The 20,369-nt window shown below is 50.7% G+C and carries 3 protein-coding genes; all 3 read left to right on the forward strand.

The annotated features are described in order from the left end of the window. On the forward strand, positions 1-1,684 hold a 1,684-nt coding region (locus tag GTQ38_RS20765), incomplete at its 5' end, for a T9SS type B sorting domain-containing protein (protein WP_161437510.1). Positions 1,685-1,719: 35 nt separating this feature from the next. After that, positions 1,720-2,160, forward strand: a complete 441-nt coding sequence (locus GTQ38_RS20770; protein WP_161437511.1) for a nucleoside deaminase — start codon at positions 1,720-1,722, stop codon at positions 2,158-2,160. Between the two features lie 547 nt (positions 2,161-2,707). Then, on the forward strand, positions 2,708-20,369 hold a 17,662-nt coding region (locus GTQ38_RS20775), incomplete at its 3' end, for a BspA family leucine-rich repeat surface protein (protein WP_161437512.1).

The raw sequence follows: 20,369 nt of genomic DNA on the forward strand, positions 1-20,369 counted from the left end.
CCTAACCACTGGCCTTGTTGACCAGGGTTCTGGTGATGCCTGCGGGAACGTTACCCTGGAAGTGGCCCCAAGTAGCTTTACGGCCATGGACCTGGGAGGGAACACGGTAACCCTGACCGTGACGGATGCCAATGAGAATACAGCTACCTGCACGGCCACGGTGACCGTAGTGGACAAGGTGGCCCCCACCGCCAATTGCCAGGACATCACCGTGGAACTGGACACAAGGGGTAGTGCAACGATCAGCCCTTCTGAGGTGGACCAAGGCTCGGGGGACAACAGTGGAAGCAGTGTATCGCTTTTCCTGGATAGGGCTGATTTTGATTGTTCGGATGTAGGGCAGAACACGGTGACCCTTAGGGTGGCCGATGGCAGCCAAAACACGGCAAGCTGTACCGCCACAGTAACCGTTCAGGACACCACCCCTCCTACGGCTCTTTGCAAGGCGGCAACCCTTGAATTGAACGCCAATGGGGAAGCCAGCCTAACGGCAGACCTTGTGGACGATGGTTCTGGTGATGCCTGCGGGAATGTCACCCTGGAAGTGTCCCCAAGTAACTTTACGGTCAGGGACCTGGGTGAGAACACCGTAAGGCTGATGTTGACGGACCAGCAAGGTAACACAGCAAGCTGTCAGACCACAGTGACTGTTGCTGACAATCAGGCCCCTACGGCCATATGCAAGGACATTATCGTGGAACTGGACACCATGGGTAGTGCAACCATCGGGGTAACCGACATAGACAACGGTTCGTATGACAGCAAAGGTGGGGGTGTGTCCCTTGCTTTGGACAGGACAGACTTTAGCTGCTCCGATATCGGCGAGAATAGTGTAACCCTAACCGCAACGGACAATGGCGGGAATATAGCCAGCTGCACCGCGACGGTTCTGATTCAGGAGGTTACTGCGCCTCTGGCTATTGTTACCAATAGCGGACCTGTCTGTCGCGGATCCGCTTTTCAGTTGAATGAGATAAGTGGCTTGGGTACCTCATGGTCATGGACCAGTAGTGGAGATGCCATATTCAACGACCCTGGAATACAAAATCCGGAAGTGACCAATGTTTCAAATGGGGAAGAGTTCACCGTTACCATAACCCTGGTAAATGGTTGTACCAGTATAGGCACCACAGTGGCCCTTGTTTTGGAGGCCCCTGTGCTAAAGACAAAGAGCGAACAGCAGTTCTGCATATTGGAAACACCTACGGTATCGGATCTGATGGCCTCTGGTTACGGCAACATACGCTGGTATGCGGAAGAGAATGGTACTGCGGCTCTGAAAAGCGATATACCTCTTGCAGACGGCGCTATGTATTACGGGGCCCTGGAAAACGGCGATGGTTGTGTCTCCGAAAAGGTTGTGGTAAGGGTTGCCCTGGAGAATTGCAACAAGCTGGATGATCCCGGAAAGCGGGGGTTCTCACCGAATGGGGACGGGATTAATGATACTTTTTCCATTTACGGGCTGAGGGAAGATTATCCCAACTACAGCATGACGATCTATAATCGTAACGGTTCCATGGTTTACAAGGGTAATATCGATACACCTGACTGGGACGGTAGCTCCGACCACGGCCTTGTCCTGGGAGACGGCAAATTACCCAGCGGGGTGTACTACTATAAAATAGAATTTGGGGACGGGACCACAGCACAGGCTCTTGGGATTGTCTTCCTGAATCGATAAGAACAAAAGGGAACAGAACACAGCTAAAAATAAATATGGATAGATTTTTTAAAGAAGCCATTAATCAAGCTAAAAAAGGCCTTTTAGAAGGTGGAATTCCAATCGGAAGCGTTATTGTCCATAAAGGGACCATTCTTGGAAGAGGACATAACAAAAGAGTTCAAAAAGGTAGTGTTGTCCTTCATGGAGAAATGGATGCATTTGAAAACGCGGGCAGGCAGGAAGCAAAGGTCTATAAGGAATCCACTATTTACACTACACTCTCACCATGTCCTATGTGTACGGGCGCAATCTTGCTTTATGGAATTCCAAGGGTTGTCATTGGAGAGAATATGACCTTTTTAGGGGCCGAAGATCATTTAAGAGCACATGGCGTGGAGGTGATAGTTCTGAACGACGAGGAATGCATAAAAATGATGAAGGATTTTATCGCGGATAAACCCGAATTATGGAATGAGGATATCGGAGAAGAATAAATGCCGAAAAGCTTGTTATTTGGAATCATATTCTCCAGGTGGAATTACTCTTGTGAATCTGTTCTGAATATCGCCGGGTGACTAATCTCGATATTCCCGATTATCGCTAGATATCGACGACTGTTACAATAAATCCCAGCACTTGTTACATTAGTGCTCATGCCTTGCTGCCAAGACGATACCTTTACTTTAAAAGTGTCGTAATCGTTTGAAGAGGAATACCCTCACGAAACCTACCCACCTGGCAAACATAAAGGCACTTCCAGCCTTAAATGAGGGATTTGCCCGGCGGGGCGATATGGAAAGATTGGACGATTAGGGACCGATCGAGATGGAAGATTATAGGAAATCAATGTCCAGGATTTTGGGCAAAGTAGGGTGTTTGGGGTTTTCAGAACGCCTTAGGTTTTTTCTGTGCTCATCTCAGGTTACCAGGTCTGAATTCAGTACCACAACGCTTGCAACAGGATCCGATGTATCCCTTTCCCATTTTTCAATCTCGGGTGGCCCGGGCTGGTTAGATTCATACAAATACCGTGATCTGTTAATGAGGATAAATTACCATATGGGCCTGAAAGGTCTTTTATTCATCTTTTTAATATTCTTTGGGACCACTACGGGCCTGTTTGCCCAAAGTGAGTTCATCGCCACCTGGAAAACGAATAATTCGGGGCCCTCCAATAATAACTCCATCACCATCCCCGCCACGGGAACCTACGATGTAGACGTGGGCAATGATGGCAGCTATGAACTCCTGGATCAGACCGGAACCACTACATTAAATATTACTACCTATGGTTATACAGCCGGACAAATACAAGTGGCCCTCCGCAATGCGGCCTCCGGGAACGGGACCCTGACCAGGATAAGTTTCATCAACGGGGGTGACAAACTGAAATTGCTATCTGTGGACCAGTGGGGCAGCAGTATCTCCTGGAGCAGTATGGGGGGTGCATTTTATGGCTGTACCAATCTGGAGGTCAAGGCCACTGACGCCCCGGACATGAGCCAGGCGACCAGTATGGAAAGCATGTTCCACGGGTGTACGTCACTTACGGGAACGATGGGCTTCTCCAACTGGAACACGGCCAGTATAATCTATATGCAAAACCTTTTTAATGGTGCAAGTTCCTTTAATGGAGACATCAGTTCCTGGAACACGGGCAGCGTGTTCACCATGCTCGGCATGTTTCAGGGTGCAACTGCCTTTAATGTGGACATTGGTTCCTGGAATACCAGCAGTGTGATCCAAATGGGCAATATGTTTTCTGGCGCAAGCGTCTTTGATCAGGATCTGGGGGATTGGGGTCTGGGGTCGTTGGCCAATGGCGGTGGTATGCTTGACAACAGTGGACTCTCCATAGACAATTGGGATGCCACGCTTATCGGTTGGCATGCCCAAGGCTTTACCAACACTCCTACCGTCGGAGCCTCCGGACTGGTCTATTGCAAGGCAGGCATTGAGCGTGCTGCACTGACCCTGAACATCACCGGAGACAGTGCGGAACCTAGCCTTCCTACGGCCAGGTGCCATCCTGGGATCACCCTGGGATTTAACTCCAATGGCATTGCTAACATTACCAACCATTGGGTGGACACCGGTTCCAGTGATCCCTGTGGGATTGCCTCCTATGTCATCGACAATAGCAGCTTCAGGACTTCCGGTACAAGGATTGTGACCCTGACGGTGACCGATAATACCGGCAATGTATCTACTTGCACCACTCCAGTGACGGTGGTGGGTTACGCAACTTTTCTTACTACCTGGGACACGACCAAATCCGGTACCTCAGACAACAACTCCATCACTATCCCCGCCAGCGGGAACTACGATGTAGACATTGGCCATGATGGCACTTATGATCTGTTCGATCAGACCGGTACTATCACCGTGGATGTCACCAATTATATTGACTATGGTGACCCAGCCCGTAACAACTATTCGGCGGGGGAGATAAAAGTGGCCCTCCGCAATGCGACCTTTAGGAATAATGAGTACGGGACCCTGGACCGGATAAATTTCAATAATACAGGCGACAAACAGAAACTACTTTCTGTGGATCAGTGGGGCAGCAGCATAGCCTGGAGTAGCATGGCAGGTGCATTTTATGGCTGTACCAATCTGGAGGTCAAGGCGAGCGATGCCCCTGACCTAAGTGGTGTGACCGATATGGGCAATATGTTCCGCGGGTGTACCTCACTCACGGGAGCGACAGGCCTCTCCAACTGGAACACGGCCAAAGTGACCGGTATGCGCTACATGTTTTCCCGTGCAAGTGCCTTTAACGGGGACATCGGTTCCTGGAACACGGCCGGGGTGACCGATATGGAAGGTATGTTCAGTTGGGCAAGCTCCTTTAATGTGGACATCGGTTCCTGGGACACCAGGAAGGTGACCAAGATGAACTCCATGTTTGCGACTGCAAGTACCTTTGACCAGGACATCAGTTTTAAAGAGGACACCGGTTCCTGGAACACGGGCAGCGTAACCAATATGAACTCCATGTTCAATAGTGCAGTCGCCTTTGACCAGGACCTGGGGAATTGGGACCTGGGAGCGCTGGGCAGTGGCATTGGGATGTTCAACAACAGTGGGCTCTCCATAGGCAACTGGGACGCCACGCTCATCGGTTGGCACAACCAGGGCTTCAACAACAGTGTAACCATCGGCGCCTACCCTCTGGTCTACTGTGCGGCCAGTACCGAGCGTGCCGCGCTGATAAGTAGTGGCGTCAACATCGTCGGAGACAGCGCGGAAACCACAGACCCGATAGCAAAGTGTAAGTCAGCGGTGGATTTTCGGCTGGAACCTGGCATCGGCGGTAATATGATGACGACCCTGGATCCAGCCCTTATAGATGACGGTTCCAGCGATATCTGTGGGATTGCCTCGTTGAGTTTGTCCCCGGCCAGTTTTGACATCAGCGACTCGAATGAAGATAGAACGGTAACCTTAACGGTAACCGATAATAGCGGCAGGGTATCCACTTGCACAACTACAGTGAGCATATCGCCCTATTCCTCGAGTAACTTCATCACCACCTGGGATACGACCAAAACCAGTAGCGACTCTTCCGATGGTAACTCAATTCGCCTTCCCTTCGGCGGGACCTTCGATGTGGATATAGGCAACGATGGCACTTATGAACTGACGAATCAGGGAAGGAGTGTTTACAGTCCCCTGACCGTAGATGTTACCACCTATGGCTATCAGCCCGGGGAAATACAGGTTGCCATACGCAGCAATTCTACCCGCCCGCCGGCAAATGGTTCCAATTGGAATACTCTGGTAAGGATTTGGTTCGATGATGATACGAATGATAGTGAAAAGATACTCTCTGTAGACCAATGGGGCACTACAAAATGGTACCGACTGGGAGGAGCATTTGTTGACTGTGTCAATTTGGACGTTAAGGCAACCGATGTTCCCAATCTGAGCGAAATGAACAAGCATACAGGAATTGGAACAGGACTATCCGCTATGTTTATCAATTGTCGTTCACTTAAGGGGAACAATAGTTTCGCCAACTGGAATGTAAGCACTATCCCCAATATGGCATCCATGTTTCAGGGTGCAGTCCTCTTTAACCAGGACATTGGCTCCTGGAATACTAGTAGCGTGACCAATATGGGTGCTATACTCCGGAACGCCAGAGCCTTCGACCAGGACCTGGGCGACTGGGACATGGAGCAAGTGACCAAAGCCGATAAAATGCTGGACAATACCGGGATCTCTGTGGACAACTGGGACGCTACCATCGTTGGTTGGGACAAGCAGGACTTCACCAACACAGTTACCATCGGCGGCGGTGGCCTGGTCTATTGCAAGGCCTACGAGGAGCGTGCCAGGCTAACCCTGAACATTAGCGACAGCGCCGAGGACACCCCTCCGACAGCTAATTGCAAGGAGGATGTCTTGCTTGAATACGGCGACGACTACAAGGCCGTCCTGAAGACTGACGATGTGAACGACAATTCGACTGATGACTGCCTCGATGATGGGGACACAGTTAGCCTGAAATTGTCCAAAACCGATTTTACATCCTCAGACCTCGGTGTGAATACTGTGACCCTTACGGTGACTGACCCCAATGGCAACACAGCCACTTGCGAGACTACCGTCATCGTGGGTTATGCCCCAACAGCTTATTTTGTCACTACCTGGGACACAACCAAACCCGGCTCATCCAACAGCAACTCCATCACCATCCCCGCTACTGGGACTTATGATGTGGATGTAGGTAATGATGGCGATTATGACTTGTATAGCCAAAGTGGGCCCATTACAATTAATGTTACCCAATATAAGGACCTTAACAATACCAACTATACGGCGGGGGAGATAGAAGTGACCCTTCGGAGCGCCTCCAGCACCAATGGGCTGTCCAGGATAAACTTCGGCGATTTGTCCAACGGAGGCGACGGGCCAAAGCTGATCTCGGTGGACCAATGGGGTACAAACACATTGTGGACTACCATGGAAGATGCCTTTTACGGCTGTACCAATCTGGATGTCCTGGCTACCGATGCCCCCAACCTGAGCAAAGTGACCAATATGTCCCATATGTTCAGCGGTTGTGCGGCACTTACAGGGACCACAACGAATAACTTCTCCAACTGGAATACTAGCAAGGTTTCTGATATGTACAGCATGTTCAAGGGTGCAAGTTCCTTTAACAGGAATATCGGTTCCTGGGATACTAGCAGTGTAACCGATATGTCCTATATGTTTAATGGGGCGAGTGCCTTTAACCAGAATAACATCGGTTTGTGGAATACGGCCAGCGTGACCGATATGGGTAATATGTTCAATGGCGCAAGCGCCTTTAACGGGAACATAAGTTCCTGGAACACCAGCAGCGTGGGGGAGATGGATTACATGTTCAATGGGGCAAGTGCCTTTAACGGAAATATAGGTTCCTGGGACACTAGCAACGTTTCCGATATGGGTAATATGTTCAATGGGGCAAGTGCTTTTGATCAAAACATTGGTTCCTGGAACACGGGCAAGGTGACCAATATGAGTGGGATGTTTCGCTCCGCAACTACCTTTGACCAGAACATCGGTTCCTGGAATGTATCCAGTGTAACCAGTATGGACGCCATGTTTTTGGGTGCAAGCGGCTTTGACCAGGACCTGAGTGCATGGGACCTGGGACAACTGGTCTCTGCCAGCAATATGCTCGATAATAGCGGGCTCTCCTCTGACAGTTGGGATGCCACGCTTATAGGTTGGCATGCCCAGGGCTTTACCAGCACTCCTACCATCGGCGCCTTGAACCTGGCTTACTGCAAGGCTTATACGGAACGTGCCTCAATGACCAACATTACTGGTGATGGTCTCGCGACTACCCAACCAACGGCTAATTGCCAACAGGAAGTAACCCTCCGATTGGACAGCAGCGGCTCGGCCACCCTGACAACCGATCTGGTGGATGACGGTAGTGATGGCTGCGGAAACTTCTCACTTAGCTTGTCCCAAACCAGCTTTACGACTACTCATATTGGCAGGCGTACGGTAACACTGACGGTGACCGATCCCAACAGCAACACCAATACCTGCACGACCATGCTGACCGTGGAAGACCCCACAACTGTGTTTGTAACCACCTGGGACACGGCCAAATCCGGATCGTCTAGCAGTAACTCCATCACTATTCCCGCCTCTGGGACCTACGATGTAGACCTGGGCAATGACGGCAGCTATGAATTGTTGGACCAGACCGGTGAAATTACTGTGGATGTCACTACCCATAACTATACGGCCGGGCAGATACAAGTGGCCCTCCGCAATGCCACCTCCGGGAATGCTGACCTTGCCAGCATAAAATTCAACAATACTGGAGACAAGCAGAAACTACTCTCAGTGGACCAATGGGGCAGTGACATCTCATGGACATCCATGGAAGCGGCCTTTTACGGTTGTGCCAATATGGATGTTAAGGCCACGGACGCTCCGGATCTGGGCAATGTCACTATTGTATCCGATATGTTTAATGGCTGCGCTGCTCTTGTGGGAACCACAACGAATAACTTTAATAACTGGAATACAAGCAAGGTAACCGATATGGACGGCATGTTCAAGGGCGCAAGTGGATTTGCTAAGAATATCGGTTCCTGGAATGTATCCGGCGTAACCGATATGGCCGATATGTTCAATGGTGCAAGCGCCTTTAACGGAAACATTGCTTCCTGGAACGTATCTGGTGTAACTGATATGGCGGGCATGCTCAATGGTGCGAACGCCTTTAATCAGGACATAGGCTCCTGGAACACAACTAGCGTTAACGACATGAACTCCATGTTTTATGGTTCAAGCGCATTTGATCAGGACATTAGTTCATGGAACACGGGTAGCGTGATCGATATGGCGTCTATGTTTTACGACGCGAGCACCTTTAACCAGGACATCGGGTCCTGGAACACCAGCAAGGTGACCGACATGGGCAATATGTTTTATGGCGCAAGCGCCTTTGATCAGGATTTGGGGGATTGGGATATGGCTAAGGTGACTACTGGTACCGATATGCTCAATAATAGTGGGCTCTCTATAGACAACTGGGATGCCACGCTGATCGGTTGGCATAGCCAGAACTTTAGCAACACGCCTACTATCGGGGCCTTGGGACTGGTCTATTGTAAGGCCGGAACGGAGCGTTCCGAGTTGATAACAAATAGCCTCAACATAACCGGTGATAGTGCGGAAACTACCAAGCCAACGGCTGAGTGTAAGACGGCGACCTTTACGTTGGGGGACCAATTTTCGGCTGAGCTGGTGGACAATGGTTCCAGCGATGACTGCGGAAGCGTCTCCCTGAGCGTTTCAACAAGCAATTTTACAATATTTGATCTGGGTGCGAACACGGTCACCCTTACAGTGACCGATCCCAACGGCAACACAGACAGCTGTAACGCCACAGTGAATGTAGTGTTCCTTTCCGAAAACCTGTTTCTCACCACCTGGGATACAACCAAATCCGGTAGCTCTAACAGCAATTCCATCACCATTCCCGCCACAGGTACATACCATGTGGACCTGGGTAATGACGGTACCTTTGAGTTGTTGAACCAGACCGGCACCACTACCATAGATGTGACTACCTATGATAACCCAACTACCAGTTCCAAATTTACCGCAGGACAAATTCAAGTGGCCATTCAGAGTGCGAGCGCCAACCCCATGACCAGGATCCATTTTAACAATGGTGGTGACAGACGTAAATTACTCTCTGTGGACCAGTGGGGTAGCGGTATAACCTGGAGCACTATGGAAGGCGCGTTCCATGGCTGCTTAAATATGGAGGTAAAGGCTACCGACGCCCCTGACCTGAGCGGCCTGACCAATTTGTCCAAGATGTTTCACAACTGCTCGTCGCTTAAAGGGACTACAGGCCTCTCCGGTTGGAATGTGGCCACTGTAACGGATATGTCCAGGATGTTTTATCTGGCAAGAACCTTCAATGCGGACATTGGTTCCTGGGATGTGTCCAAGGTTACCGATATGAGTGAGATGTTTACCGGTAGTAGTTCTTTCACGGGTACAGCGAGCCTCTCCAATTGGAATGTGTCCAGTGTGACCGATATGAGCTACATGTTTGCCGCTGCGAGTGTCTTTAATGCGGACATCGGCTCCTGGGATACCCGCAGTGTGACGGATATGAGCTGGATGTTTCGGTTTGCATCCGCCTTTGACCAGGACCTCAGTACGTGGAATGTATCCGGGGTGACCAATATGCTCAATATGTTCCGGGCCACAGATGTCTTTGACCAGGATTTGAGTGCCTGGGACACGGGCAGTGTGAGCAATATGTCCGGCATGTTTGCCTACACCAAGGCTTTTAATGGGGACATCAGTAGCTGGAACACAAGTGGCGTCAATGATATGAGCGGAATGTTCTTTCAGGCAACCGTTTTTAACCGGGATATCAGTTCCTGGATCACCGGCAGTGTGACCAATATGAACTCCATGTTCCGGGACGCAAGCGCCTTTAACCAAAACATAAGCTCCTGGAACACCAGTAGTGTGATAAATATGGGCTATATGTTTTATGGCGCAAGCGCCTTCAATGCGGACATCGGTTTGTGGAATACCAGCCAGGTGACAGATATGTGGTCCACGTTCTCTGGTGCAACTACCTTTGACCAGGATCTGGGGAGCTGGGACCTGGAAAAGGTGACCAATGGCACCGCTATGCTTAACAATAGTGGGCTCTCGGTTGACAGTTGGGACAACACACTCATTGGTTGGCATGGGCAAGGCTTCACCAACACTGTGACCATTGGGGCCTCCGGGCTGGTCTACTGCAAAGCCACTGCTGAGCGAGCCGCTCTAACGCTTAACATCACTGGCGATAGCGGGGAAACCGCTAAGCCAACGGCCCGGTGCAAGGCCACAGAGCTCCAACTGGATTCCAACGGCACGGCCACCCTGAACGCCGCCCTTGTGGACGATGGTTCCAGCGATACTTGCGGGGACGTCTCCCTGGGCCTGTCCAAAACAAGCTTTACGACAGCCGATATTGGGACCAATTCGGTGACCCTTACAGTGACCGATCCCAATGGGAACACGGAGACTTGCTCTGCCACAGTGACGGTGGTGGATTTCTCAACTTTTATCACCACATGGGACACGACTAAATCCGGAACCTCCAACAGCAACTCAATTACCATCCCCGCGGTGGGGACCTACGATGTAGACCTGGGCAATGACGGCAGCTATGAACTGCTGGACCAGACCGGGACCATCACAGTGGATGTCACTACCCATAGCTATACCGCAGGAGAGATACAATTGGCCTTTAGGGATGCAGTCTCGGGGAATGGGACGCTGACCGGAATTCAGTTCAATAATACCGGAGACAAGGATAAGCTGCTTTCAGTGGACCAATGGGGAAGTATTTTGTGGAGTACCATGGCAGACGCGTTTCACGGCTGTAGCAATCTGGAGGTATTGGCAAGCGATGTCCCTGATTTGAGTGCTGTGACCAATATGAGCAACATGTTTGCCTACGCAAGCACCTTTAACGCGGATATTAGTTCGTGGAACACAAGCGGAGTGACCGATATGGGTAGTATGTTTAAAGGTGCAAGTGCCTTTAACAAGAATATTGGTTCCTGGATTGTGTCTGGCGTGACCGACATGGCTGACATGTTCAATGGAGCAAGTGCCTTTAACGGGAACATCGGTTCCTGGCTTGTATCCAGCGTAACCGATATGGCTGGTATGTTCAATGGTGCAAGCGCTTTTAACCAGGACATAGGTTCCTGGAACACAAGCAGCGCGACCAATATGGACTCCATGTTTTATAGCGCAAGTGCCTTTAATAAGAATATTGGTTCCTGGAATGTGTCTGGCGTGATCGACATGGCAGACATGTTCAACGGAGCAAGTGCCTTTAATGGGAACATCGGTTCCTGGCTTGTATCCGGCGTAACCGATATGGCCGGCATGTTCAATGGTGCGAGCGGCTTTGACCAGGACATCGGCTCCTGGAACACCACTGAGGTGACCAACATGCTATCTATGTTCAAGGACGCGACGGCCTTTAACCAGGACCTGGGTGATTGGGACCTGGGGAAGTTGACCGATGGCGGTGGTATGCTTGATAACAGTGGACTCTCAGTTGCCAACTGGGACGCCACGCTGATCGGTTGGGAGTCCCAGGACTTTACCAATACCCCAGCCATTGGTGCCTCTGGCCTGATCTACTGCACGGCAACTGCCGAACGTGCCGTACTGATATCTGAAGGCTTTAATATTACAGGAGACAGCCCAGAGGATACGGACCCAACTGCTCAGTGCCAGGCGGTAACACTCGAACTGGCTACCGACGGTACGGCCACTCTGGATCCCTCCCTTGTGGACAACGGTTCCAGCGATACTTGCGGGGACGTCGCCTTAAGCCTGTCCCAAACCAGTTTTACGAGTGCCGATCTTGGTACGAATACGGTCTCTCTAACCGTGACCGACCCTAACGGCAACACAGACACCTGCGATGCCACGGTGGTCGTGCTGGACCCTACAAGCGTATTCGTGACCACCTGGGATACCTCCCAATCCGGCACCTCCGATGGAAACTCTATCACTATCCCCGCTACGGGGACCTATGATGTGGACCTGGGCCATGATGGTAGTTATGAACTGCTGGACCAGACAGGGACCATTACCATAGATGTGACCGCTTACGGCCACACTGCCGGGGAGGTACAAGTGGCTCTTCGAAATGCCGTATCTGGTACCGGAGACCTGACCAGGATACATTTCGACAATAAGGACGACAGTAAGAAGTTGCTTTCCGTGGACCAATGGGGCAGCAGTATTTCCTGGAGCACCATGGCAAGTGCATTTTACGGCTGTACCAATCTGGACGTTTTGGCGAGCGACGCCCCCAACCTGAGTAGCCTGACTAGTATGTACAGGATGTTTAGTCGGTGTACATCGCTTCAGGGAATGACAGGCTTCTCCAACTGGAACACCAGTAGCGTGACCAATATGTCCTTTATGTTCGATGCCGCAAGTGCCTTTAACGGGGATATCGGTGCCTGGAACACCAGCAGTGTGGGTACTATGAATTTCATGTTTCGGGATGCAAGTAGCTTTAATCAGGACATCGGTTCATGGAACACCAGCGGCTTGAACCGTTTGGTAAGTATGTTTTCTGGTGCTTCAGCCTTTGATCAGGATCTGGGGGATTGGGATTTGGATGGATTGAGAAATGGTGCCGATATGCTCAATGGTAGTGGGCTTTCCATGGCCAATTGGGACGCCACTCTCATCGGTTGGTATGATCAGGGCTTTACCAATACCGTGACCATCGGGGCCTCCGGACTGTTTTACTGTACCGCTGGTACCCAACGGGCCGCACTTACCCTTAATATCACAGGCGACAACGCTGAAACCACCGAGCCGACCGCGCAATGTAAGCCGGCAAAGCTCCAACTGAATGCCACCGGTTCGGCCACACTGACGACTGCCATGGTGGACAGCGGTTCCAACGATGCCTGTGGAAACGTTTCGCTGAGCCTGTCCCAAACAATCTTTACGACTGCCGATCTTGGTCCAAATACGGTAACTCTAACGGCTACCGACCCCAATGAGAACACTAACTCCTGCCAGGCTACAGTGACCGTGGAGAATTCCACTAGCCCATTTGTGACCACCTGGGACACCACTAAATCCGGCACCTCCGATGCAAAATCCATCACCATCCCAGCTGTTGGGACCTATGATGTGGACCTGGGCAATGATGGCATCTATGACCTATTCGACCAGACCGGCGCCATTACCATAGATGTGACCGCTTATGGCCAAACTGCCGGGGAGGTACAAGTGGCTCTTCGCAATGCCGCCTCTTCGAGTACGGCACTTTTCAGGATACATTTCAACAATGCCAACGATAAGCAGAAGTTACTTTCCGTAGACCAATGGGGCAGTAGTATCTCCTGGAGTTCTATGGCAGCTGCGTTTTACGGTTGTTCCAACCTAAGCGTTTCGGCGAGCGATGTCCCTGACCTAAGCAATGTGACCAGTATGTCCTATACGTTTGCCGGCGTGAGCTCCTTTAATGCCGATATCAGTTCCTGGAACACAAGCCAGGTAACCGATATGAGTGGCATGTTTCTCGGTGCAACAATCTTTAATCAGGATATCAGTTCATGGGACACAAGCAGTGTTACCGATATGAATTCCATGTTCTTTTTGGCAAGGTCTTTTGACCAGGACATCAGCTCCTGGAATACGAGTATCATAACCAGGATGGATGGCATGTTTGCCAGCGCAAGTGCCTTTAACCAGGATATCGGTTCCTGGAACACGGAAAGCGTGACCAATATGCGCTTTATGTTTACGAATGCCAGCCTTTTTGATCAGGATATCGGTTCCTGGAACACCAGCAATGTCACTGATATGGGCAACTTGTTTCAAAATGCGACTGCCTTTGACCAGGACCTTGGGAACTGGGACCTGGAAAAGGTTATCAATGGGGGCAATTTGCTTAGTGGCAGTGGACTCTCAGTGGAGAACTGGGATGCCACACTGATCGGTTGGCATGGACAGGAATTCACTAATACCGCGGCCATCGGCGCCTCCGGTCTGGTATACTGCAGGGCAGTTACGGAGCGCTCAGCCTTGACGCTTAACATTGTCGGAGATAGTAAGGCAACCACCCAGCCTACGGCTCAATGCAAGGTGGCGACAATCCAACTGGGCCCCAATGGCACGACTACCCTGACACCCGACCTTGTGAACAGCGGTAGCGATGGCTGTGGGATTTCACTAGGCGTAGCTCCTAGCAATTTTGACACCTCCCATATTGGGGATAACGAAGTCACCCTAACGGTTACCGACAGCGGCGGCACTGCGAAGACCTGTAAGACCACGGTCACAGTGTTGGCCAATACAGACCCCAAAAGTGTGTTTGTGACAACCTGGAACACTACCAGGCCTGGTACTTCCAATGGGAACTCCTTCATTATCCCTGTAACTGGGACCTATGATGTGGATTTGGGCAATGACGGTACCTACGAACTTCTGGATCAAACAGGGATCATTACCATAGATATTACTACCTATGGCTATACTGCCGGGGAGATACAGATAGCTCTTCGCAACGCTGACTCCGGGAACGGGACCTTAAATGGGATAAGTTTCGATCCATTCATGATGGGGCTGGTAGATAGTAAAAAGCTACTCTCTGTAGACCAATGGGGCAGTGATATCTCCTGGAGTACAATGGCATCAGCATTTCTGGGCTGTACCAATCTGGATGTTAAAGCTACAGACGCTCCCGACCTGAGTAAAGTGACCAGTATGAGTTCCATGTTTCAGGGGTGCGCGTCACTTAAAGGCAATTCGAGCTTCTCCGATTGGAATACGTCCGGTGTGACAAATATGGGGTCTGTGTTCAATGGTGCAACCCTATTTAATGCAGACGTCGGTTCCTGGAATACAAGCAAGGTCAGCAATATGAGTTCCATGTTTCGGTTTGCAAGCGCTTTTGACAAGGACATTAGTTCCTGGAACACAAGTAGCGTGACTAATATGTTTTCAATGTTCCGGAGCGCAAGCGCTTTCAACCAGGACATTGGTTCCTGGGAGACGGGCAGCGTTACGAACAAACAGTGGATGCTGCAGAATGCAACCGCCTTTGATCAGGACCTCGGAGATTGGGACCTGGGGGTGTTAACCAATGGCATCGATATGCTTAGCAATAGTGGGCTTTCCATGGCTAATTGGGATGCCACCATCATTGGCTGGCATACCCAGAACTTCCATCTTACACCCGCATTTACAATCGGTGCTTCAGGCCTTGTTTACTGCAAGACAAAAACCGAACGTGCGGCCTTTGGTTCCAATATTATTAACGACGCATTGGAAACCATTAAGCCGACGGTAGTGTGCAAGGCAACAACAATCTACCTGGGCACAGATGGAACAGCCAGTCTAACATCGGACCTTGTAGATAATGGCTCCAGCGATAGCTGTGGAAGTGTAACCATGAGTCTGTCCAAGACCAGCTTTACGGCCTTAGAACTTGGTGCTAACACTGTGACCCTTACAGTGAACGACAGTAATGGAAATTCGGATACATGCGATGCCACGGTTACCGTTGCGGACAATACGAATCCCACGGCGAAATGTAAGGACATTACCGTTCGACTGAACGCTACGGGTAGCGCAACAATTACCGCCGCAGACATAGATGACGACTCTTCGGATAATAGCGGTACTGCTGTGTCCCTGTCTTTGGACACTTACACCTTCACCGCAGTTGGTACCTCTACGGTTACTCTGACGGTGACCGACAGCAGTTCCAATACGGCTACCTGTAACGCGACAGTAACAGTAGTGGCCTATCCTGCAACTACATTCGTCTCCACCTGGGATACGGCAAAATCAGGTACCTCGAATAGTAACTCCATAACTATCCCTGCTACGGGAACCTATGATGTAGATCTGGGCAATGATGGTACCTATGAACTGCTCGACCAGAGTGGGACTATTGTGGTGGACGTTACCAACTATAACTATACTGCCGGTGAAATACAATTGGCCCTTCGAAATGCCACCTCAGGGAATGGGGATCTGACCAGGATATACTTCAACAATTCCGGTGACAAGGAGAAGTTGCTCTCTATAGACCAATGGGGAAGCGCGATATCCTGGAGCTCCATGGAGGGAGCATTCTACGGCTGTTCCTATCTGGACGTTAAAGCGACGGACGCTCCTGACCTGAGCAGCCTTAACAGTATGTCCAATATGTTCCGCGGCTGCACTGCACTGAAGGGGATAATACCGAACAACTTCTCTGACTGGAACACAAGCAAGGTGACCAATATGTCCTCCTTGTTTAACGGCGCAGGTACCTTTAACCAGGATATCGGTTCCTGGAATACCAGCAGCGTAACCAATATGAACTCTTTGTTTCTGAATGCTGTTGCCTTTGACCATGATCTGGGTGCATGGGACATAGGGCAATTGACGGATGGTGATAAAATGCTCGACATTAGCGGGCTTTCGGTTGCCAGCTGGGACGCTACCTTGATTGGTTGGCACGGCCAGGGCTTCAACAACACAACAACAATTGGCGCCTCCGGCCTGATTTACTGTACTGCTGGTAGCCAACGTGAAGCATTGACCCTGAATATTACCGGCGACAGTGCTGAAACCATCAAACCAGAATCGAATTGTAAGGCGGTGACGCTTCAACTGGATACAAAAGGTACAGCCACTTTGACAACTGACCTTGTGGACGATGGTTCAAATGATACCTGTGGAAATGTCCTATTAAAATTGTCACGGAGTAGCTTTACGACTGCTGATATTGGTACCACCACAGTTACCCTTACAGTGACCGACCCTAACGGGAACGAAAACAGCTGCGATGCCACGGTGACCGTGGTGGCCTACCCCACAACCACATTCTTAAGCACATGGAACACGACCAATTCCGGTTCATCTAACTCGAACTCCATTACAATTCCCGCGACAGGGACCTATGATGTGGACCTTGGTGGTGATGGTACTTATGAATTGTCGGATCAGGCCGGAACCACTACCATAGATGTAACGGTATATGGCCATACCGCAGGGGAGATACAAATTGCCCTTCGCAACGCGGCTTCCGGTGCCGGGAGTCTGGAACGTATCCATTTCAACAAAACAGGCGACCGGCAGAAGTTGCTTTCCATAGACCAATGGGGCAGCAGCATAGCCTGGAGCACTATGGAGGGTGCATTTTGGGGCTGTACTAACCTGGATGTGCTGGCGACCGACAAACCGAACCTAAGCAATGTGACCAAGATGAGTTGGATGTTCGCCGAGTGCTTCTCGCTTGAAGGAACAGCAACCAATAATTTTTCAGCATGGAACACCGGTGGTGTTACCGATATGCAGTCCATGTTTGGACTGGCCGAAAAATTCAACCAGAACATCGGCAACTGGAACGTAAGCAAGGTTACGAACATGGCTTACATGTTCTATGAAGCTACAGTTTTCAACCAGAATATAGGCAGTTGGAATACAAGTAATGTCACTAACATGGACAGTATGTTTTATAGTGCCTATGATTTTGATCAGGACATTGGTAGTTGGGTTGTGGGTAATGTCACCAACATGTACGAAATGTTCTACTTTGCCCAGAACTTCAATCAGGATATTGGCGGTTGGGATGTAAGCAAAGTGACCAACATGAGAGGGATGTTATATCACGCCGAAAAGTTCAACCAGAACATCGGTTCCTGGAATGTGGGCAAGGTAACTAATATGGACTCTATGTTCCAGAGTGCAAATGCCTTTGATCAGGACATTGGTTCCTGGGATACAAGCAGCGTGAGCAATATGAGCAGTATGTTTCGAAGCTCAAGGGCCTTTAACGGAGACATCAGTTTGTGGAATACCAGCGGTGCGACCAGTATGCGCGAGATCTTTAGTGGCGCAATCGCATTTAACCAAGACATTAGCAATTGGGATACCAGCAGTGTGACCAATATGGATTCCATGTTCAATAGCGCAACCGTCTTTAATGCAGACATTAGTTCCTGGAACACGAGCAAGGTTACCAGTATGGCGGAGATGTTCCGCAATGCAACCGCTTTTGACCAGGACCTTGGGTCCTGGGATGTGGGTGGTGTGACTGATATGAATTCCATGTTCAGTGGTGCATCCGCCTTTAATGTGGACATCACTTCCTGGAATACAAGCAGCGTTACAGACATGAACCAGATGTTCCAGAACGCAACGGCATTTGATCAGGACCTTGGCTCGTGGGACCTGGGAAAGTTGACCAATGGCGGCGCTATGCTTGACGGCAGTAGGCTCTCGATGGAGAACTGGGATGCCACACTTATCGGATGGCATGCCCAAGACTTCACTAACACTCCCACTATTGGGGCCTCCGGACTGGAATACTGCACGGCTGAGACTGAACGATCCGAGTTGATACTAAATAGTCTTAACATTACCGGTGATAGTGCGGAAACGACTCCACCTACAGCTAGCAATCCGACAGCAGTGAGCGTACAATGCTCATCCAATGTCCCCGCCGTCGACATTGCGGTGGTGACTGACGCAGCGGACAACTGTACTACAAGCCCAACGGTCACCTTTGTAAGTGATGTCAGTGATGGCAACAGCAACCCGGAAACCATTACCCGAACCTATAGGGTGACCGATGGAGCAGGGAACAGCACGGATGTCACCCAGACCATCACGGTAGAGGATACTACCGCTCCTACGGCCAGCAACCCAGCAGCAATCAGTGCCCAATGTAGTGCACCGGCATCGGATATCACCGTAGTGACCGATGAGGCCGATAATTGTACCGCAAATCCAACAGTTACTTTTGTAAGTGATGTCAGTGATGGCAACAGCAACCCTGAAACCATTACCCGGACCTATAGGGTAACTGATGGAGCAGGAAACAGTACCGATGTTACTCAAACTATTACGATAAACGATACCACGGCCCCAACGGCCAGTAATCCGGCAACGATCACTGCTCAGTGCAGCGCCCCGGCATCAGATATTACCGTAGTGACTGACGCAGCGGACAATTGTACTGCAAGCCCAACAGTCACCTTTGTAAGTGATGTGAGTGATGGCAACAGCAACCCCGAAACCATTACCCGGACTTATAGGATAACCGATGGGGCAGGGAACAGTAAGGATGTTACCCAAACCATCACCATAAACGATACCACGTCCCCAACGGCCAGCAACCCAGCAGCAATCAGTGCTCAGTGTAGCGCCCCGGCATCAGACATCAGCGTAGTAACCGACGAGGCGGACAACTGTACCGCAAATCCAACAGTCACTTTTGTCAGTGATGTGAGCGATGGCAACAGCAATCCGGAAACTATTACCCGTACCTATAGGGTAACCGATGGGGCAGGGAATAGCACCGATGTCACCCAGACCATTACGGTAGAGGATACTACGGCCCCTACAGCCAGCAACCCAGCAGCAATCAGTGCCCAGTGCAGCGCCCCGGCATCAGACATCACCGTAGTGACCGATGCGGCGGATAACTGTACCGCAAATCCAACGGTCACTTTTGTCAGTGATGTGAGTGATGGCAACAGCAACCCCGAAACCATTACCCGGACTTATAGGATAACCGATGGGGCAGGGAACAGTAAGGATGTTACCCAAACCATCACCATAAACGATACCACGTCCCCAACGGCCAGCAACCCAGCAGCAATCAGTGCTCAGTGTAGCGCCCCGGCATCAGACATCAGCGTAGTAACCGACGAGGCGGACAACTGTACCGCAAATCCAACAGTCACTTTTGTCAGTGATGTGAGCGATGGGAACAGCAACCCGGAAACCATTACCCGGACCTATAGGGTAACGGATGGTGCCGGGAACAGCAAGGATGTCACCCAAAGCATCACCATAAACGATACCACGGCCCCAACGGCCAGTAATCCCGCAGCGATCAGTGCCCAGTGCAGCGCCCCGGCATCGGATATCAGTGTAGTTACCGACGAAGCTGACAACTGTGGCACACCCACAGTTACTTTTGTAAGTGATGTCAGCGATGGGAACAGCAACCCGGAAACCATTACCCGGACCTATAGGGTAACGGATGGTGCCGGGAACAGCAAGGATGTCACCCAAAGCATCACCATAAACGATACCACGGCCCCAACGGCCAGTAATCCCGCAGCGATCAGTGCCCAGTGCAGCGCCCCGGCATCAGATATCA

Origin of the sequence: Poritiphilus flavus, assembly GCF_009901585.1 — a bacterium.
Lineage (GTDB): Bacteria > Bacteroidota > Bacteroidia > Flavobacteriales > Flavobacteriaceae > Poritiphilus > Poritiphilus flavus.

Bases quoted from the DNA above. Each gene is read 5' to 3' on its own strand.
- GTQ38_RS20770 (WP_161437511.1), top strand. From the start codon at position 1,720: ATGGATAGATTTTTTAAAGAAGCCATTAATCAAGCTAAAAAAGGCCTT.